Below are 19,157 nucleotides of genomic sequence, written 5' to 3' on the forward strand. Positions count from 1 at the left end.
GCGGTGACTGTTCCGGAGCTTCGCATGACCCGCCCCTTCGCAGACCTTCATGTCGCCGTGCTGATGGGCGGACTGTCGGCGGAGCGCGAGGTGTCGCTGACGTCCGGCAAGGGCTGCGCCGATGCGCTGGAAGGGCAGGTGGCGCGGGTCAGCCGCGTCGACGCCGGGCGCGATCTGGCCGAGGTGCTGACGGCGCTGAAGCCGGACGTGGTGCTGAACTGCCTGCACGGGGCGTGGGGTGAGGACGGCTGCGTCCAGGGCGTGCTCGAGACCCTGGCCATTCCCTACACCCACTCCGGCGTGCTGGCCTCGGCGCTGGCCATGGACAAGCACAAGTCCAAGGCGGTGCTGAAGGCGGCGGGGATCACCGTGCCGGGCGGCGGGCTGTACGACCGGCACGAGGTGGCCAGCCGCCACGTCATCGAGCCGCCCTATGTGGTCAAGCCGAACGCCGAAGGCTCTTCGGTCGGGGTGTTTCTGGTTCGCGAGGGCGCCAACCGCCCGGTGGCCGAGGTCGGCGAGCCGGGCTGGACCTACGGCGAACAGGTGATGGTCGAGCCGTTCATCGCCGGCAAGGAGCTGTGCGTGGCGGTGATGGGCGAGGCGACGGGGCCGCGGGCGCTGACGGTGACCGACATCACGCCCGTGAAGGGCTTCTACGACTACGAAGCCAAATATGCGCCGGGCGGATCGATCCACAGGCTGCCGGCCGAGATTCCTCCGCACGTGTTCGAGGCGGCGCTGCGCCAGGCCGAGCTGGCGCATGCCGCAATGGGCTGCCGCGGCGTGTCGCGGACGGACTTTCGTTATGACGATCTTAACGACGATCTCGTTCTTCTGGAGGTCAACACCCAGCCCGGCATGACGCCGACCTCGCTCGTCCCCGAGCAGGCCGCCCATGGGGGGATGGGGTACAAAGACCTGGTCCGGTGGATGGTGGAGGACGCCTCATGCCCGCGGTAGTTCGCGGCGGTCGGCGACAGAATTCGAAACAGCCCGCCAAGCGGCCCGCGGCTCCCAAGGGGGGCAGGGGCCGCGCGCCCCGCAACGCGCCGGCCGTGCCGGGCAAGGTGGCGGCGATCGGGCGGCTGGACCTGTCGCCGCGCGCCGTCATGATCTCCATCGCCGCCGGCGTCGTGGTGCTGGCGGGCGTGCTGGCCACGGGCGCGCGCGCGGACCGGATCAGCGCCTCCATCGGCCAGGGCGTCGACGGCATGGCCGTGGGCATGGGGCTGAAGCTGGAGAAGGTCTTCATCGAGGGCGAGTCCGCGGAGGCCACCGCCGCCATCCAGCGCGCCGTGCAGCTGGACGGCGGGCAGGCCATGACCTCGATCGATCTCGACGCCGTGCGCGAGCGGGTCGAGCAGGTCGGCTGGGTCAAGTCGGCCCGGATCGTGCGGCTGCTGCCCAACACCTTGATCGTCCACGTCACGGAGCACGACCGGCTGGCCATCTGGCAGGCGGGCGGGCGCAACATGGTCATCGACAGCCACGGGCAGGTGATCCGCGGCGCCGACGCCGGCCGCTATCCGAACCTGCCGCTGGTGGTGGGCAAGGGCGCCGAGCAGGCGGCGGCCGAGGTGCTGCCGCTGATCGCGCAACGGCCGCGGCTGATGGCCCGGCTGGAGGCGCTGGTGCGGGTCGACGAGCGGCGCTGGGACCTGCGCCTCAAGGACGGCAGCCTGATCCAGCTGCCGGCCACCGATCAGGATGCGGCCCTGATCCAGCTGGACGCGCTGGACCAGCGCGAGCGGCTGCTGGAACTCGGGTTCGCCCGCATCGATCTGAGAACGCCGGAAGAGGTCGCCGTCCGGCCCTCCGCCGGCGAAGCCCAGGGCGGAACCTAGTATGGCGGGACGGGTAGTGGACAAGTCTGTGGATGGCGGCAAGACCGCCGCGGGCCGCGCGCCGGTCGTGGCCGCGCTGGACCTCGGCCAGTCGAAGGTCGGCTGCTTCATCATGAAGCCCGACGGCGTGCGCCACGCCGACCGCACCATCCGGGTGGCGGGGGCGGGCCACGTGCAGTCGCGCGGCATCCGCGGCGGCGGCATCGTCAATATGGACGAGGCGGCGCAGGCCATCGGCCACGCGGTCGAGCGGGCCGAGCGGGCCGCGGGCTCGCCGGTCTCGGGCGTGGTCGTGACCACGGCCATCGGCCAGATGGCCAGCCACCGGGTGCAGGCCCGCGTCTCGCTGGGGGCCAATCCGGTCGGGGACGCCGATCTGGCGCGGGCCATCGCCATGGCCCTGGCGCAGATCCGCCTGCCGAACCGGCGGCCGATCCACGTGCTGCCGATCGCTTGGTCGGTCGACGGCGCGCGCGGCGTGCACGATCCGCGGGCGATGCGGGGGCACTCGCTGGGACTGGACCTGCTGGTCGTGTCGATGGCCGAGAGCGCCTTCACCGCCCTGAGCCATTGCCTGGAACTGGCCCACCTCGATCTGCAGGGCGTGGTGGCGGCGCCGGTGGCCTCGTCGCTGGCGGCGCTGGAAGACGACGAGATGGATCTGGGCTGCGTCTGCATCGACATGGGCGGGGGCGCGACCTCGGCCGCGGTGTGGGGCGGGCGCAGCCTGCTGCATATCGAGAGCCTGAACGTCGGCGGCGACCATGTGACCGCGGACATCGCCCGCGGCCTGTCGACCTCGCGGGCCGGGGCCGAGCGGCTGAAGACCCTGCACGGCTCGGCCATGGCCTCGGCCAACGAGGACCGCGAGATGCTGGAGGCCCCGCCGCGCGGCGAGGATCCCTCGGCCGGGCCGGTGGTGGTGCCGCGGGCCATGCTGAAGACGGTCATCGCCCCGCGCGTCGAGGAGACGCTGGAGCTGCTGCGCGACCGGTTGCGCAACGCGGGCGTGGGGCTGGAGCCCGGCGCCGGCCTGGTGCTGACCGGCGGGGCCAGCCAGCTGAACGGCGTGCGCGAGCTGGCGGTGCGGGTGTTCGACCGGCCGGTGCGGCTGGGCAAGCCGCAGCGCGCGCCGCACCTGGCCGACGCGGCCTCGGGGCCGGCCTTCTGTTCGGCCGCCGGGGTGCTGTTGCGCGCCGCCTACGGTCCGCGCGAGGCCGTCTCGGCCCGGAAACTGATGTCGCGGCAGATTACGGCGGCGGATGCGCCGCGCATGCACCGGGGCGGAATTGTGGCCCGGGCGGCCGGCTGGCTGCGGGAAAATCTCTAACAAAGCCAAGGCCCGGCGCCCTGGAAGCGGCGCTGGCAGGGGTTTCAGTCGCCCAACAAGACTGTGTCCAGATTGTAACAGACCCTGCCTTGATTGGGCGCCGGTCCGCCACATTCCCTTGCCGCGGCCTTCGTTGCTGGTAGCGTGCCAATTCGAAGCGGACTCCGTCGACGGCGGAGGACGCATCTTGTTTCATCACCGGTTGGGGCCCTAACACATGCTTCTCAAGCGCAAGTTTCTCTTCGGCACGACGATCCTAGCGGGCGTTGTCGCCGCCGCGGCTCCGGCCCTGGCTCAAGACCAGCTTCCCGGCGTCAACGTCCAGGGCCAGCAAGGCCAGGAAGCGACGCAGATCGAAGAGGTCGTCATCACCGGTTCGCGTATCCGTCGCGACCCGACGAACTCGCCGACCCCGCTGATCTCGGTTTCGCGCGAACAGCTGCTGACCACCGGTCAGTCGACCGTGATCGACTACCTGGCCACCATCCCGGCCCTGTCGAACTCGGTCGTTCCGTCGGACACCACGGGCTCCGGCCTGGGTGACGGCGGCCTGTCACTGGCCAACCTGCGCTCGCTGGGCTCGAACCGCACCCTGACCCTCGTCGACGGCCGCCGTCACGTCGGTTCGAACGGCGGCTCGCTCGCGGTCGACGTCGACACCATCCCGCGCCTGCTGATCGAGAACATCGAGATCGTCACCGGCGGCGCCTCGTCCGTGTACGGCGCCGACGCCGTCTCCGGCGTGCTGAACTTCGTCCTGCGCAAGGACTTCGAAGGCGTCGAGATCGACGCCAACTACGGCATGATCAACGAGAACGGCGAAGCTTCGAAGCGCCTCTCGGCCCTGATCGGCCACAACTTCCTCGACGACCGTCTGAACCTCTACGCCCACGGCGAGTATGAAGAAGTCGACCAGGTCACGGCGTTCGACGTCGACTGGATCAACGACGGCTACTACCTGCTCGGCATGGACGCCGATCCGACCAACGCGGCCATCGGCCCGACGACGGACGGCACCATCGACACGCACCTGTTCCGCTCGCCGGTCCGCATGGACCGTCCGCGCTGGGGCCAGACGACCGTCGTGCACGTGACCCCGCTGAGCCCCACCAACGACCCGGACGTGGCCAACTTCTCGGGCAGCAGCTGTATCTTCACCTACGCCGCCAGCTGCTACGCCGTGGCTCCGGGCTACACCTACTGGTATGACGGCACGACGGCCCGTCCGGCCAACTTCGGCACCCGGATCGGCAACACCGGCGTCAGCCGTCCGTACAACTACGGCGGCGACGGCGTGAATGCGGCGAACTTCTCGACCCTGTCGATCGTCCCGCACTCGGAATCGGCCCGCTTCCAGGCCGGCGCCAACATCCAGATCACGGACAACATCCGCGGCTTCATCGAAGCCAAGCATGTCACCGAAGACACCTTCGACATCTCCCAGCCGACCTTCTTCGACTTCGACCTGGACAACACGTCGTACTCGCCGGACGGGCTGAACTCGATGTGGGGCGTCCAGTCGATCGACCTGCGCTGGGACGACAACGCCTTCCTGCCGGACCTGGTCAAGAACGCCATCGCGACCAACGTCCTGTACGGGTGCACCGCGCCGACCACGACCACGCCGAGCGACTGCAGCACGCCCCTGGGCATCCTGCAGCTGGCCCGTCACACCATGTTCGGCCCCGACCGCACCCAGGACAACGAACGCGTCCTGAACCGCTATGTGGCCGGCCTGAGCGGTTCGTTCGACCGCCTGGGCTTCGTCAACAACATCAACTGGGACATCGGCTACACCTACGGTGAAGTCGAGGTCGAGAACCGCGAACGCGGCGTCGACTCGATCCGCTTCGGCCTGGCCGCCGACTCGGTCATCGACACCGCCGGCCTGGTCAACGGCAACCCGGGCGAGATCGTCTGCCGCGTCCAGCTGCTGGACGCGCAGGGCCTGCCGCTCGAGTACGAAAACGGCATCTTCGCCGGCGAGGACATCCGCACCATGCAGGGCTACGGCCAGGCCGCGGTTGACGAGTGCGTGCCGCTGAACATCTTCGGCGACGGCAACCAGGACCCGGCCGCCCTGGCCTATGTGGACGCCACGATCGGCGTCACGGAACGCAACGAGCAGGAGCAACTGATCGCTTCGGCCGCCGGCGAACTGTGGGACCTGTGGGGCGCCGGCCCGATCGGCGTCGCCCTCGGCGTCGAGCACCGCCGCGAATACACCGAAGGCGTGGGCCGCGATGCCGACACCAACGGCCGCTTCCTGTTCCTGAACACGGGTCCGGACTTCCCGGGCGCCCAGTACGAGAGCGACGAAGCCTTCGCCGAACTGTCGATCCCGCTGTTCCGTGACAGCTGGCTGGGCGAATACGCCGAGCTGAGTGGTTCGTACCGCTACGCCGACTATTCGACGGTGGGCGAGCTGGACGTCTACGGCATCAACCTGGTCTACCGTCCGATCCAGGACATCGCCTTCAAGACCAGCTTCAACTCCTCGGTGCGGGTGCCGGACCTGGGTGAGAACTTCTCGCCCTTCAGCCAGACCTTCGCCAACGGCTTCACCGATCCCTGCTCGACGACGGTCATCGGCAACCTGACCGACAACGAAGTCCGCGATAACCGGATCGCCAACTGCTCGGCCCTCGCCGCGCAGCAGGGCCTGTCGTTCGACTTCGGCGGCGCCACGGTGACGACCACCGACGACTTCCTGCCGAACTACACCTCGGGCATCGCCGGCGTTCTCGGCGGCAACCCGCTGCTGCGGCCGGAAACCTCGGAATCGTTCACCTTCTCGACGGTGATCCAGCCGCGGTTCTTCCCGAACTTCTCGCTGGTGCTCGACTACTACGAGATCGAAATCGAGGACGTCATCGCCTCGGTCTCGGCCCAGACGGCCGCCAACAACTGCGTCAGCGGCACCACGCTGAACACGGCCGCCTGCGACACCATCTTCCGGAACCGTTCGGACCCGGACGAGGCCTTCTGGGTCGGCGGTCCGGTCGGCGATCCGATCGGCGGCTTCATCCAGGGCTCGATCAACTACGCCGCCCTGACCACCCGTGGTCTGGACTTCACGGCGCGCTACAGCCTCGACATCGAAGAGACCTTCGGCCGCAACCTGGGCCGTCTGGACTACTCGATCGGCGGCCTGTGGCTGATCGAACAGGAGCAGTTCCTGAACGCCGACGACCCCGAGGACGGCACCGAGCTCAGCAGCGGCACCTTCTACCCCCGCGTCCGCTTCACCTCGTCGCTGACCTACACGCCCAACGACACCTGGAGCGTGAACTGGACGGTCGACTGGCAGACGTCGCAGGACATCGTGCAACTGCGCAACTACGTGTCCAACTCGGACAGCCGTCCGGTCGAGTACATCGAGACGGGCAACTACGCCCGCCACGACTTCACGGTCCGCTGGAACGTTCGCGACGACCTGTCGCTGCGGGCCGGCGTGGTCAACGCCTTCGACGCCGAACAGGCGCCGTGGCTGGGCACCGCCGTGTTCTCGAACTTCGACCCGTACGGAACGCGCTACTTCATCGGCCTGAACTACCGTCCGTTCTAAGAACAGACGTCAGGACCAAGACGGAAAGGGCGGCTCGAAAGAGCCGCCCTTTTTCGTTGTCCACATCCCGGAATCTGCGGCGAAGGTTAATGAATTCCGTGGCTCGCGGCCCGACTCAGCCTATCCGGTAACACTCCCTTAAGCAGATGGGGTGTTTCCTTAACGCGCTCATAACCAATGCGATTCGGCGGGGTTTTCGCATCGGGGCTGCAGGGCAGGGTCGGAACCTAAGGTCGGAATTAGAATGTCTCTCTCGCTGGTGCGTCCGCAACACACGGAACTGAAGCCCCGGATCGTCGTCTTCGGCGTCGGCGGCGCCGGCGGCAATGCCGTCAACAACATGATCGACGCCGGCCTTGAAGGGGTCGAGTTCGTCGTCGCCAACACCGACGCGCAGCACCTGTCGTTCGCCAAGACCGACCGGCGCGTCCAGCTGGGCGAGACCATTACGCAGGGCCTGGGCGCGGGCGCCCACCCCGAGGTCGGCATGAACGCCGCCGAGGAGTCGGCCGAGGAGATCTACGGGCACCTGGACGGCGCCCATATGGTCTTCATCACCGCCGGCATGGGCGGCGGCACCGGCACCGGCGCGGCCCCCGTCATCGCCAAATGCGCCCGCGACCGCGGCATCCTGACCGTCGGCGTGGTGACCAAGCCCTTCACCTTCGAGGGGCGTCACCGCATGCGCCTGGCCGAGGCCGGCATCGCCGAGCTGCAGCGCTACGTCGACACCCTGATCGTCATTCCGAACCAGAACCTGTTCCGCGTCGCCAACGAACGCACCACCTTCGCCGACGCCTTCGGCATGGCCGACCAGGTGCTGCACTCGGGCGTGCGCTCGATAACTGACCTGATGATCCTGCCGGGCCTGATCAACCTCGACTTCGCCGACGTCCGCGCCGTCATGTCCGAGATGGGCAAGGCGATGATGGGCACGGGCGAGGCCTCGGGCGACGACCGGGCCCTGATGGCGGCCCAGAACGCCATCGCCAACCCTCTGCTGGACGAGACCTCGTTGAAGGGCGCCAAGGCCGTGCTGGTCAACATCACCGGCGGCATGGACATGACCCTGCTGGAAGTCGACGAAGCCGCCAACGCCATCGCCGGCGAGGTCGACTCCGACGCCAACATCATCTTCGGCGCCGCCTTCGATCCGGCGCTGGACGGCAAGATCCGCGTCTCGGTCGTGGCCACCGGCATGGAAGACCTGGCCGCGGCGCAGACGCCGTCGAACAGCAGCGCCCCGGCCTTCGACACGCGCCGCCCGACGCCTTCGTACGCCGCCTCGCGCGCCGAGCCGGTGCGCCAGGAAGCGGTGCGCGAGCCCGCCCGCGACTTCGGCCGCGAGCCCGTCCGGGCCGAGGCTCCGCGCCAGCCCGAGCCCGCGCCGATCGTTCCGACCTTTCAGTCCACCCAGCCGACCTACGGCGCCGTGGCCCGGGCCCCCGAGCCGCGCCCGGAGCCGGTGATCCACGTCGCCGAAGAGCGCACGCTGGAGCCGATCGTCGATCCGTGGGTCGAGGAGTATGAGTCCTCGCCGCGCACCGCCGCCCAGGCGACGGCGCCGGTGGCCCAGGGCGACCTCTATATGGATCGCACGGGCGACCGTCCGGAGCCGGAACAGCGCCGCGACGAGCCGGCCTACGACGATCACGACGACCGGGATCACCGCAAGTCGGGCTGGAGCCTGTTCGGGCGCGGCAAGCGCCAGCCGGCTCAGCCGACCTATGCGCCCCAGACGCGCACCACCGAGATGCGCTCGACCAGCCAGGTCCAGCCGACGCCCGAGCCCGACCAGGGCCAGGCCGAGGACGATCTGGAGATCCCGTCGTTCCTGCGGCGGCTGGCGAACTAGGCCAGGCAACAGGCAACAGGCAGCAGGGAAGGCGGTCTTCGGGCCGCCTTTTCGCTTGCTGAGGAACGACGACCTGTAACGGACCTGCTGCCTGCTGCCTGCTGCCTCCCGTTAACGAAACAATCCGAAACCCGACTTTCATTTTCCGCTGGGCCCCGGGCCGTTAGACGGTTCGTGGGGCGTAATCCGCACGCAGAGGCGGGGCGCAAGTAAGAGCGAGTTTGAGTTTGCCGGTCCGCAACGACCATCACCAGAAGACCACCGTCGCGCCCGCGATCATCGCCGGCGTCGGCGTGCACACGGGCGACCGCGTGCGCCTGGCCGTGCGCCCGGCGCCGGTCGGCACGGGCATCGTCTTCGTGCGCACCGACATCACCGACCGCGACAACCGCATTCCGGTCTCGGGCGAGGCCGTCGTCGACGCCCGCCTGAACACCATGATCGAAAACGCCGCCGGCGTCCGCCTGTCGACCATCGAGCATCTGATGGCCGCCTTCTCGGCCCTGGGCGTGTCGAACGCCGTGATCGAGGTAGACGGGCCGGAGCTGCCGATCCTCGACGGTTCGGCGCTGCAGTTCGTCCAGTTGCTGGACCGCGCCGGCTTCCGCCGCCAGGAGGCGCCGGTCCGCTACATCGAGATCCTTGAGCCGATCCGGGTCCAGGAGGGCGACAAGAGCGCCGCCCTGCTGCCGTGCGACCGCTACGAGATGCGCTTCGAGATCGACTTCCCGACGCCGGTGATCGGCAACCAGGTGGTGGATTTCGTCGTCGACGAGGACACCTTCCGCAACGAGATCATGGCCGCCCGCACCTTCGGCTTCGCCCATGAGGTCGAGGCCCTGCGCCGCGCCGGCCTGGCCCGCGGCGGTTCGCTGGAGAACGCCGTGGTCATCGACGGCGACCAGATCCTGAACCCGGGCGGGCTGCGCATGGAGCGCGAGTTCGTGAAGCACAAGGCGCTGGACGCCATCGGCGACCTGTATGTGCTGGGCGCGCCCCTGCTGGGCCGCTACGAGGGCGTCAAGGCGGGTCACGCCATCAACAACCTGCTGGTCCGCGAACTGCTGGCCAAGCCGCAGGCGTGGCGCGAGGTGACGCGCGTGCCGGAAATGGCGATGGCGGGGTAAGACCCGCGTTCTCCCTCCCCTTCATGGGGAGGGATGTCGGCGCGAAGCGACGACAGGGTGGGGAACGTCAGTCCGCGCCCCGGCCCATTCGAACCCCACCCGGATCGCTTCGCGATCGTCCCTCCCCATAAAGGGGAGGGAGAGGCGTCACGTCAGCCTGATCGCGCTCATCAGCCGCCCGAAGTCCGGCTCTCCGTTCAGATAGGCCCGGCGGTTCGAGAAGAACCGGGCCGCGTCGGCGCGGGTGTCGTCGCCGGTCCAGGCGGCGTCGGCGACGCCGGCCTGCTCCAGCCGCCACAGGACATAGCCGGGCAGGTCGAACTGGCGTTTGTCGGGCCCTGCGCCGGGGGCGAAGAAGCGGCCGCTGCCGGGGTCGTGGTGCTCGAACCGGTCCTGATAGTCGGCGCCGACCTCGTAGCTGGCCTGGGCGATGCAGGGGCCGACGACGGCGACCATGCGGGCGGGACGGGCGCCGAGCGCCTCCATGGCCGCCACGGTGGAGTGGACGATGCCGCCGAGCGCGCCCTTCCAGCCGGCGTGGGCCGCGCCGACGACGCCGGCTTCCGGGTCGGCCAGCAGCACCGGGGCGCAGTCGGCGGTGAGGACGGCGCAGACCACCCCGGGCGCGGCGGTGACCGTGGCGTCGCCCTCGGGCCGCTCGCCCTTCCAGCCGGCCTCGGCGACGCGCGCGACGGCGGAGTGGATCTGGTAGCAGGCGGCGATGTCGTCGGACATTCCGCCGAAGTGGGCGGCGATCCGGCGGCGGTTTTCGGCCACGGCGGCCGGATCGTCGCTTGAACCCACCCCGGTGTTGAGGCTGTCGTAGAGGCCGGTCGAGACGCCGCCCTGGCGGGTGAAGAAGCCGTGGCGGACGCCGGCCCGGTCGAGCAGGGGATGGGTGATCGGCTCCAGCGCCATCGTCAGTCCTCGAAGCCCGGAACCACCAGCGTCCGCGGCGAGAAGATCGCGCACGCCTTGAACAGCCGCCCCATCTGGTCGTCGGCGGTCAGGCGGGCGAGCTGGCGATCGATGATCGGGGCGGCGTCAGGGCGGCCGTCCTTGAGTCGGTCGGCGCGGGCCTCGATGCCGAGCAGCTGGAGGAACTCGCCCTGGCCGAGGCAGCCGGTGACGTCGGCGCCGGCGTGGACGGCGGCCTCCAGCACGGTCGGGAAGTCGGCCCACTGGGTCAGGTCGGCCTCGCCCGGCGTTTCCAGCGGATCGACCTTCTGGTGCCGGCGCAGCGCCTGCAGGGTGTCGCCGGCCTCGGGGCGGGCGCGGCCGTAGTCGATCAGCAGGGCGGCGCCGGAGGCGGCCTTGATCAGGCTGGCGACCTCGCGCCCGAACACGGCCTGCTGTTCCGAGATTTCGATCGTCTGGCCCGGCTCGACGGCGAACGCCGGGCGTTTGAAGCCGGCGGTGATGGTCTTCAGCCCGAAGGTCAGGCCGCCGTCGTCGGTGACGCCGACGCAGCGCTCGGCCCAGCCGTCCTGCGTCTTCACGAACTGACGGGCGGGCAGGCAGTCCAGCACCTCGTTGGCGATCAGGATCACCGGGGCGTCGGTCTCGATGCGGTCCAGCGACGAGACCCAACGCGGGTGGACGTCGCTGTCGGCCAGCATGCGCGCCTGGGCCTCGCGCAGCGGCGGGCTGGGCTCGATCAGGATCAGGTCGACGGCGCGGAGGAAGTCCGGGGCCAGACGGGCGGCGCGCAGGGCGTCGGCCATCAGGGTCCCGTCGCCGGGGCCGACCTCGACCAGCCGCACCCGCTCGGGCGCGCCCAGCCGTTCCCACAGCTCGATGGCCCACAGGCCGATCAGCTCGCCGAACATCTGGCTGATCATCGGCGCGGTGATGAAGTCGCCGGTGGCGCCGATGGCCGGCCGGGTGGCGTAGTAGCCGCCTTGCGGATCGTGCAGGCAGCGGGTGACGTAGTCGGCGACCGTCATCGGCCCGGTCAGGGCGATTTCCCGGGCGAGCCGGTCCTTCAGCGACACTCAGGCCCCCGCGGCGACCGGCGGCCGGCTCCAGGCGCGCCAGATCAGCCAGGCGCCGACCAGCATCATCGGAATCGACAGCATCATGCCCATGGTCAGGCCCAGCGGCAGGTTCTCCATGCCGAAGTCGGGCTGGCGCACGTTCTCCAGCGAGGCGCGGACCAGGCCGTAGCCGAACAGGAAGAGGCCGGTGACATAGCCCGGCTTGGCCAGCAGGCGGCATTTGTAGACGGCGAGCCACAGGATCAGCGCCAGGGCGATCCCCTCCAGACCGGCTTCATACAGCTGGCTGGGATGGCGGGCGACGTCGCCGGGGCCCTGCGGCTGGCCGTTGATGAAGACCTCGCAGCTGGCGCCGTAGATCTCGCGCATCCGGCTGCTGCAGAAATTCATGCCCCACGGCGCGTCGGTGGGGCGGCCCCAGAGCTCGCCGTTGATGAAGTTGGCGAGGCGGCCGAAGAACAGGCCGATCGGCACGACGGGGGCGACCAGGTCGCCGAGGCTGAGCAGGCGGACCTTGTTCCTCCAGGCGAACCAGCAGATCGCCAGGGTGACGCCGATCAGGCCGCCGTGGAACGACATGCCGCCGTCCCAGAGGCGGAACAGGGCCAGGCGGTCGCCCCAGTCCGCCCCTCCGAACAGGTCGGCGTACAGAGACGGCTTGTAGAACAGGGCGTAGCCGAAGCGGCCGCCGAGAATGATTCCGAGGGTGATCCACAGCACCAGGTCATCGAGCTGGACCGTCGTGACCGGCGGCTTGCCGGGTTGCCAGACCGCGTTGTTGCTGGCCAGCCGGTTGGCGTACCACCAGCCGAGCACGATGCCGGCGACATAGGCGAGGGCGTACCAGCGGATGTCCAGCGGGCCGATGCTGAACAGGACGGGATCGAACTCGGGGAATTGCACGGGCGCTCCTGCAGGCGGTTGCTGGGACGGGGTTTAGCAAGCGTCGCCGGGCGCGTCCCCGATTTTTCCACCGCTGCCTTCGCCCCAATGCCGCCACACGCCGCATCGACAGCAAGGTTTCGTTCACCATATCGGGCAACCATCCCTTAACGAGGCTCGCCTGCCCGAGTCGGAGAGTTTTCATGCAGACCCGCAATCCCATCCTCGACGAGTTCGCCAAGCTGACGACCGGGGCCATGGGGCTGGCCCAGGCGGCCGGCGAGGAGGCCAAGACCGCTTTTCGCGCCCAGGCCGACCGTTTCGTGGCCGACATGGACCTCGTCCGCCGTGACGAGTTCGACGTGCTGAAAGCCGAAATTGCGGCGCTGCGAGCCGAAATCGCCACGCTGAAGGCGGCGAAGAAGCCTCAAAAGGGAACGTCCACAGCGGCTTCTCCCGCACAGGACGCAGCCGGTTGAGCCGAATCTGCGAACCCGCCTACCGTTCCCTGACAGGGCGTGAGTCGCGCCCGGAGACCGCTTGATGGACACTGCCCGGCCCGAAGAAGTCGAGGTTCCCTACGACCCGCTGGATGTCGTGGAGCACGTCCTCGTGGCCGAGAACCTGCCGTTCGACCGCACCGACGAGGGCGATCTCGCCTTCGCCCTGGCGGGGGACTGGAAGGACTATGAGCTGTGGTTCGCCTGGCGGCCGGAAGGCGACTGCCTGCAGCTGTGCTGCGCCCTGGACCTGCAGGCGTCGAAGGCGCGGCGGGCGGCGGCTTATGAACTGGTCGGCCTGATCAACCAGCGCACCTGGATGGGCCATTTTGAGGTCTGGGCCGAGGACGGCGAAATCGTCTTCCGCCATTCGCTGGCCCTGCCGATGGGCGAGCGTCCGACGCTGGGGCAGGCCGCCTCGATGATCGACGCGGCGGTCGAGGCGGCGGACCGCTACTACCCCGCCTTCGACTTCATGATCCGCGGCAACAAGAAGCCGCAGGACGCGATCGACTCCTGCCTGTTCGAGACCGTCGGCACGGCCTGAGGCCATGACCCAGCCATCCGAAAGCGGCGCCGTGCTCCTGGTGGGCTGCGGACGGCTGGGCTCGGCCATCCTGGAAGGGTGGCTGGCGACCGGAACCGTCGCGCCGGGCGATCTGATCATCCTGACTCCGTCTGAGAAGCCGGCCGCCGAGGCGGCGCGGGCGCTCGGCGCGCGGGTCAACCCTTCGACAGACGCGCTGACGGACGCCCGCGCCGTGGTGCTGGCGGTGAAGCCGGGGAAATGGCGGGAGGCTGTCGCACCCCTGCTGGAACGTCTTCCTGGCGACGCCGTCATCGTCTCGGTTATGGCGGGGGTGAGCGCGTCCGGGATCGCCGGCGTCGCCGGCCGTCGGGTGGCCCGGGTGATGCCGACCACGGGCGTGGCGCAGGCGAGAGGCGTGGCGGCGCTGTGGTCAGGCGACTCCGAAGCGCGCGAGATCGCCCGGGGTCTGTTCGGCCCGATCGGCGATGTGGTGGATCTGGAGGACGAGGCGCTGATGGACGCCGCAACGGCGGTCGCGGGCTCGGCGCCGGCCTTCATTCACGCCTTCGTCCAAGCCCTGGCGCGGGCGGGGGAAAGACAGGGGCTGTCCGCGCAGGCGGCCGAACGGCTGGCGCGGGGCGCGCTGCGGTCGGCGGGGGCCGGGGTGGAAGCGGGCCAGTCGCTCGAGGCGCTGATCGGCCGGGTCGCCTCGCCGGGGGGCACGACGCGGGCCGGCCTCGACGCCATGCAGGCGACGGGCGGCCTCGAGCGCGCGGCCGAAGCCGCGGTCGAGGCCGCCGTTCAGCGGGCCCGTACGATCAGCGGCTGAGGTCGCGGCCGTCGACCAGCCGGCTGGCGAGGCGCTGATAGGCGCGGTCGGCGTCCTGCCAGGTGGTGAAGCCGCGAACCTCGGCCAGGCTTGTCGAATACCAGTCGTAGCGGACCGGCAGGACCTGGCCCTCGGCGGTGGTGATGCTGCCCTCGATGGCGGCGCCGCCGATGGAGAGGCTGCGGTGAGCGTCGAGGCCGGGCCGTGCCGCCATCTGTTCGAACGTCGGATGGTTCGGCTTCAGATCGGTCAGGACCAGCTCGACGCGGGCGCCGTCGAGACGGCCGCTGCGGGCGAGGGCGGCGCGGACTACGTCGGCGAGCCGGTCGGCCTGTTGGCGCACCTCGCGTTCGCCGAGGTCTCCCGCCTTCTCCTGAAGGTCGGGGCCGAGGGTGACGGTGATCGAGGCGGGATCGGCCAGGGCCGGACCAGCGGCCACGGCGAGCACGGCCGTAAGGGGAGCGAGAAAGGCGAGTTTGCGCATCATCTATTCCTCCGACACCCCTGTCGCACCGGAAGATGGGCGTCACGGCTCCGCTTGGCCAGTGCCGCGCGACAATTTGTGATCGGTCTCAGCCGGGCAGGCGGATGACGGCGCGCAGCCCGCCCAGGTCGCTGCGGTCGAGGGTGATGTCGCCGCCGTGGCTTCGGGCCACGTCGCGGGCGATGGCGAGGCCGAGGCCGACGCCCTTGCGGTTCTGGTTGCGCGAGGCGTCGAGGCGCGAGAACGGGCGGAAGGCCTCCTCGTGCATGTCGGCGGGAATGCCCGGCCCGTCGTCCTCGACGGTGATCTCGAGCCCCCCGGACGGCAGACTGCGGGCCCCGAGGCGGACATGTTCGCCATGGGCGGCGGCGTTGCCGGCCAGGTTGGCGAGGGCGCGTTTGAGGGCGAGGGGACGCAGGGTGGCGGACAGGTCGCCGGGGGCGTGGACCTCGACCTCGGCGCCGGCGCGGCGGGCGTCCTCGGCCGCCACCGCCAGCAGCTCGTTGATCGACACCGTCTGAGCCGCCTCGCCGGCTTCTCCGCGGGCGAAGGCGAGGTATTCGTCGATCATGTGCTCCATCTCGTCGAGATCGCCCTGCATGGCCGAGGAGCGCTTGAACGGCGGGGCGAGGGCGAGCTCGAGGCGAAGCCGGGTCAGGGGGGTGCGCAGGTCGTGGCTGACCGAGGCGAGCAGGGCGGTGCGCTGGTCGATGTGGCGCTGGATGCGGTCGCGCATGTCCATGAAGGCCTGGGCCGCGGCGCGGACCTCGCGGGCGCCGTGGGGCTTGAAGCGCTCGCGCGCCTCGCCCCGCCCGAAGGCCTCGGCGGCCTCGGCCAGGCGCTCGATGGCGCGGACCTGGTTGCGGATGAACAGGATGGCCACGCCCATCAGCAGGACGGTGGCGATGAACAGCCAGACAACGAAGATGTGGGCCTGGGTGGCGACGGCCCGCTCGCGCGGGGCGATGATGCGCAGCACGCCGTCGGGCTGCTGCACCCGGATGTCGACATAGGCCGGATACTGGGTGGTCGAAAACCAGAACGGGCGGTCCAGGCGCGAGGTCAGCGCCTCCTCCAGGGTGCGGTCGACGACGCCGATGGGGCCGCGCTCCTGCTCGCGCGGAAGCACGTCGCCCTCGCGCAGGTCGACCGACAGGGACATGGAGCGCTGGGCCCGGTCGGCGATGACGGCCAGGTTTCGCGGCGTCGGATCCTCGGCGTAGCTCTCGGACGCCCAGGCGATGTCGCCGGCGAGGCCTTCCGACAGCCGGGCCGTCACCGTCTGCCAATGCATGTCGAAGAAGGCCCAGGTCACCGCCACCTGCATGACCAGGACGGGCAGGACGATGATCAGCAGCGACCGGCCCCACAGCGAGGTCGGCAGGCGCCGCTTCAGCACCCGGGCCCAGACGCCGGCGGGAAGCAGGCGCATCGGCGGCTCAGTCCGGGGCCAGCATGTAGCCGACGCCCCGCACGGTCTGGAGGTAGCGCGGGTTCTTGGGGTCGGCTTCCAGCTTGCGGCGCAGGCGGGTGACCTGGACGTCGACGGCGCGGCCGGTGATGTCGGCGGTGTCGGGCGACAGGCTCATGCGTTCGACCGGGGCGTGGGCGTGGATGGCGAGGGTCTTGAGCAGCTGGGCCTCGGCCTCCGTCAGGCGCTGGGGCTTGCCGTCCTTCGACAGCTCCAGCCGCTCCATGTCGAACACCGCGGGCCCCAGCTTGATCTCGCGCGGGGTCAGGGGCTTCCCGCCGGTGCGGCGCAGGATGGCGTCGACGCGCAGGGCCAGCTCGCGCGGGTCGAACGGCTTGGACATGTAGTCGTCGGCGCCGCGCGACAGGCCCTCGATGCGGTCGTCGGGATCGCCGCGGGCGGTGAGCAGCAGGACCGGGGTCTTCGAAGTCTCGGCCTTGCCGCGCACCCAGGTGGTGAGGTCGAAGCCGCTTTCGCCCGGCATCATCACGTCCAGAACCACGAGGTCGAACTCGATCAGCTCCATCAGCCGCCTGGCGGCGGCGGCGTGGGCGGCCCCGGTGACGCGATAGCCCTCGCGGGCGAGGAATTCCTTGAGCAGTTCGCGGATGCGGTCGTCGTCGTCGACGACCAGCAGGTGACGGCCCGCGCCGGGGCCGGCGACCGGGCCCGACCGGCCGTAGGGGCGCAGGTCGCTCATGCGGATGCGGCCCCACCGGCGGCGGAGGCGTTGACCTCCCGGATGCAGGCGGCTCTAACCCGGGGACAGACGCGGGAGACGTTATTCAATGGCCTTCGTTCCTTTCGACGATCGTGACGGCTGGATCTGGATGGACGGCGATTTCGTGCCCTGGCGGGACGCGAAAACGCACGTTCTGACCCATGCCCTTCACTACGGCTCGTCGGTTTTCGAGGGTGAGCGTATGTATGACGGCGAAATCTTCAAGCTGACCCCGCATAGCGAACGCCTGAAGCGCTCTGCAAACCTGCTGGATTTCGACCTTCCCTACAGCGTGGCCGAGATCGACGCGGCCTGCAAGGCGACCTGCGAGAAGATGGGGCTCGCCGACTGCTATGTGCGGCCGGTGGCCTTCCTCGGCCCGGAGACCGTCAGCGTCTCGGCCGTCAACAACAAGGTCCGCGTCGCCATCGCGGTGTGGGAGTGGCCCAGCTATTTCGACCCGGAGACCAAGGCCCGCGGCATCCGGCTGGAATGGTCGAAATGGCGCCGGCCCGACCCGGCCACAGCGCCGTCGGCGGCCAAGGCGGCGGGCCTGTACATGATCTGCACCATGTCCAAGACCGCGGCCGAGAAGCGCGGGTACGCCGACGCCATGATGCTGGACTGGCGCGGCTACGTCGCCGAGGCGACCGGGGCGAACGTCTTCTTCGTGCAGGACGGGGTGCTGCATACCCCGCCGGTCGACGCGATCCTGGACGGCATCACGCGCCAGACGGTCATCGAGATGGCGAAGGCCAGGGGCATCGAGGTCAAGGTGCGACACATCCTCCCCGAGGAGCTGGCCACGTTCAGCGAATGCTTCCTGACCGGCACGGCGGCCGAGGTGACGCCGGTAAGCGAGATCGGCGAATACCGATTCACTCCCGGCGCCCTGAGCCTCGGCCTGATGGAAGACTACGGCCGACTGGTGCGACGCGGCTAGGCAGCCGCAGTCGGCCTCTTGCGCCGGACCACCGCCCACCAGACCGCGCCGCCGATTATGGCGACCGGCAGCAGCACCGAGCCGATGGTGATCAGCACCGCCAGCATGCCCATCGAGAGGCCGAAGGCGTCGGAGAGGGCGCGGGCGACCGGGCGGGTCGGGCTGTCGGCGCCCATGACGCCGCCCTGACGGTATTCGAGCGTCAGGCGGGCGCTCTGGACCCGGTCGTTGAGCGCCTTCAGCTCGAGCTGCTGGGCGTCGTACTGGCGCTGCAGGTCGGCCAGCTCCCGCTCGATCTGCAGGCGCTGGGCCATGGTTCCGCCCGGGCGGCGCTGAAGCTCGCGGATGCGTTCGGCCAGCGAGGCCGAGGTCTTCGCCCCCGTGGCGGCCGCGTCCATGCCACGCGTGACGTCCTCGCCCTCGGTCAGGGCTTCCTCCAGCCGGCCGCCGGCGTTCTGGGCGTCGAGCGCCAGGCCGGCGCGGAAGCGGTTGATCCAGTCGGGCTGGCCGCGCATCTCAAGCCGGCCGCCGGGGCGGCGCGAGGCCCAGTCGGCGTTGGCCGAGACGACCTGACAGAGGCCCGGACCGGCGGTGACGCAGGCGAACTCGTGCCGGCTCATCAGCTCGGCGCCGCGATCGGCGGGCACGGACATCACATAGCTGAAGGCGTAGGCGATCCGGGCGACGGGGGCGAGCGGCGCGGGGGCGGGCGAGGCGACCTCGGCGACGGCGGGCGCCGCGGCTTCCATGATTCCCGATGACGGGCGGACGTGCAGCGAGGCTGTCGCGTCGGTCTGGGCTGCAGGCCGGCGGGACGGGCGGGCCACCGCCTGGGGCGCTCTCGCCGCGCCGTCTGGAACCGGCGGCGCGATAGCGACCTCCGCGGCCGCCTGTTCGGCGGCCTGGTCGGCAGGCGGCGTCTCGGCCGCCGGCTGGCAGGCGGACAGAACCAGTGCGCTGGCGGCGGCCAGCATCAGAGCCTTTCGCATCGTCGTTCTCCCTGTCGCCGTGGTGATCACGGTTCCGTGATGGCGCGCCGGGATCGCGGCGAACTGTGGGCCGGGGTGAAGCGGA

The 19,157-nt window shown here is 70.0% G+C and carries 17 protein-coding genes; 10 read left to right on the top strand and 7 right to left on the bottom strand.

All coding sequences use genetic code 11. The annotated features are described in order from the left end of the window. Window positions 1-24: 24 nt before the first annotated feature. The 6 genes from VEA98_RS13540 to lpxC all read left to right on the top strand — a co-directional run bounded on the left by VEA98_RS13540 (window position 25) and on the right by lpxC (window position 9,727). Entirely contained in the window at window positions 25-963 is a 939-nt protein-coding gene (locus VEA98_RS13540) for a D-alanine--D-alanine ligase (RefSeq protein WP_324815435.1), read from the top strand. Beyond that, window positions 951-1,847, top strand: coding sequence for a cell division protein FtsQ/DivIB (locus tag VEA98_RS13545; protein WP_324815438.1), 897 nt, complete (start codon window positions 951-953; stop codon window positions 1,845-1,847). Before VEA98_RS13540 ends, VEA98_RS13545 begins: the two co-directional genes overlap by 13 nt. A gap of 1 nt (window position 1,848) precedes the next feature. Beyond that, window positions 1,849-3,177: a cell division protein FtsA gene (ftsA, locus tag VEA98_RS13550; RefSeq protein WP_324815441.1), complete on the top strand. Its 1,329-nt coding sequence runs from the start codon at window positions 1,849-1,851 to the stop codon at window positions 3,175-3,177. A 217-nt stretch (window positions 3,178-3,394) separates the two neighbouring features. Continuing rightward, on the top strand, window positions 3,395-6,745 hold the full coding sequence (locus VEA98_RS13555) for a TonB-dependent receptor domain-containing protein (protein ID WP_324815443.1): 3,351 nt from the start codon (window positions 3,395-3,397) through the stop codon (window positions 6,743-6,745). A 244-nt stretch (window positions 6,746-6,989) separates the two neighbouring features. Continuing rightward, complete coding sequence (gene ftsZ / locus VEA98_RS13560) at window positions 6,990-8,600, top strand: cell division protein FtsZ (RefSeq protein ID WP_324815447.1); 1,611 nt, start codon at window positions 6,990-6,992, stop codon at window positions 8,598-8,600. A gap of 227 nt (window positions 8,601-8,827) precedes the next feature. Next, entirely contained in the window at window positions 8,828-9,727 is a 900-nt protein-coding gene (lpxC, locus tag VEA98_RS13565; protein ID WP_324815549.1) for a UDP-3-O-acyl-N-acetylglucosamine deacetylase, read from the top strand. Window positions 9,728-9,874: 147 nt separating this feature from the next. Here lpxC and pgeF read toward each other — a convergent pair whose 3' ends face one another. The 3 genes from pgeF to lgt are packed head-to-tail and all read right to left on the bottom strand — an operon-like array spanning window position 9,875 to window position 12,627. Then, window positions 9,875-10,645, bottom strand: coding sequence for a peptidoglycan editing factor PgeF (gene pgeF, locus VEA98_RS13570; RefSeq protein ID WP_324815449.1), 771 nt, complete (start codon window positions 10,643-10,645; stop codon window positions 9,875-9,877). A gap of 2 nt (window positions 10,646-10,647) precedes the next feature. After that, on the bottom strand, window positions 10,648-11,721 hold the full coding sequence (locus VEA98_RS13575) for a class I SAM-dependent methyltransferase (RefSeq protein ID WP_324815451.1): 1,074 nt from the start codon (window positions 11,719-11,721) through the stop codon (window positions 10,648-10,650). Next, window positions 11,722-12,627, bottom strand: coding sequence for a prolipoprotein diacylglyceryl transferase (gene lgt, locus VEA98_RS13580; protein ID WP_324815453.1), 906 nt, complete (start codon window positions 12,625-12,627; stop codon window positions 11,722-11,724). A gap of 182 nt (window positions 12,628-12,809) precedes the next feature. Here lgt and VEA98_RS13585 point away from each other — a divergent pair, with 182 nt between their 5' ends. The 3 genes from VEA98_RS13585 (at window position 12,810) to VEA98_RS13595 (ending at window position 14,464) form a co-directional block, all read left to right on the top strand. Then, on the top strand, window positions 12,810-13,085 hold the full coding sequence (locus tag VEA98_RS13585) for an accessory factor UbiK family protein (RefSeq protein ID WP_324815456.1): 276 nt from the start codon (window positions 12,810-12,812) through the stop codon (window positions 13,083-13,085). 64 nt (window positions 13,086-13,149) lie between these two features. After that, complete coding sequence (locus tag VEA98_RS13590; protein ID WP_324815458.1) at window positions 13,150-13,653, top strand: YbjN domain-containing protein; 504 nt, start codon at window positions 13,150-13,152, stop codon at window positions 13,651-13,653. 4 nt (window positions 13,654-13,657) lie between these two features. Beyond that, window positions 13,658-14,464, top strand: coding sequence for a pyrroline-5-carboxylate reductase family protein (locus VEA98_RS13595; RefSeq protein WP_324815461.1), 807 nt, complete (start codon window positions 13,658-13,660; stop codon window positions 14,462-14,464). On the opposite strand, the gene VEA98_RS13600 is transcribed toward VEA98_RS13595, so the two are convergent. From VEA98_RS13600 to VEA98_RS13610, 3 genes are all read right to left on the bottom strand, one after another. Then, window positions 14,454-14,951, bottom strand: a complete 498-nt coding sequence (locus VEA98_RS13600) for a hypothetical protein (protein WP_324815464.1) — start codon at window positions 14,949-14,951, stop codon at window positions 14,454-14,456. The genes VEA98_RS13595 and VEA98_RS13600 overlap by 11 nt on opposite strands. A gap of 85 nt (window positions 14,952-15,036) precedes the next feature. Further along, window positions 15,037-16,380 carry an ATP-binding protein gene (locus VEA98_RS13605; protein ID WP_324815467.1) on the bottom strand — a complete coding sequence of 448 codons (1,344 nt, stop codon included), beginning with the start codon at window positions 16,378-16,380 and terminating at the stop codon, window positions 15,037-15,039. A gap of 7 nt (window positions 16,381-16,387) precedes the next feature. Next, the gene (locus VEA98_RS13610; RefSeq protein WP_324815469.1) at window positions 16,388-17,119 is read right to left on the bottom strand and encodes a response regulator transcription factor; all 732 of its coding nucleotides are present in this window, start codon (window positions 17,117-17,119) and stop codon (window positions 16,388-16,390) included. Between the two features lie 88 nt (window positions 17,120-17,207). Between VEA98_RS13610 and VEA98_RS13615 the strand changes: the two genes are divergently transcribed. Beyond that, on the top strand, window positions 17,208-18,083 hold the full coding sequence (locus tag VEA98_RS13615; protein ID WP_324815472.1) for a branched-chain amino acid aminotransferase: 876 nt from the start codon (window positions 17,208-17,210) through the stop codon (window positions 18,081-18,083). On the opposite strand, the gene VEA98_RS13620 is transcribed toward VEA98_RS13615, so the two are convergent. After that, entirely contained in the window at window positions 18,080-19,072 is a 993-nt protein-coding gene (locus VEA98_RS13620; protein WP_324815477.1) for a DUF4349 domain-containing protein, read from the bottom strand. The genes VEA98_RS13615 and VEA98_RS13620 overlap by 4 nt on opposite strands. Between the last annotated feature and the right edge of the window lie 85 nt (window positions 19,073-19,157).

The sequence above is a fragment of the Brevundimonas sp. genome (assembly GCF_035627055.1).
Lineage (GTDB): Bacteria > Pseudomonadota > Alphaproteobacteria > Caulobacterales > Caulobacteraceae > Brevundimonas.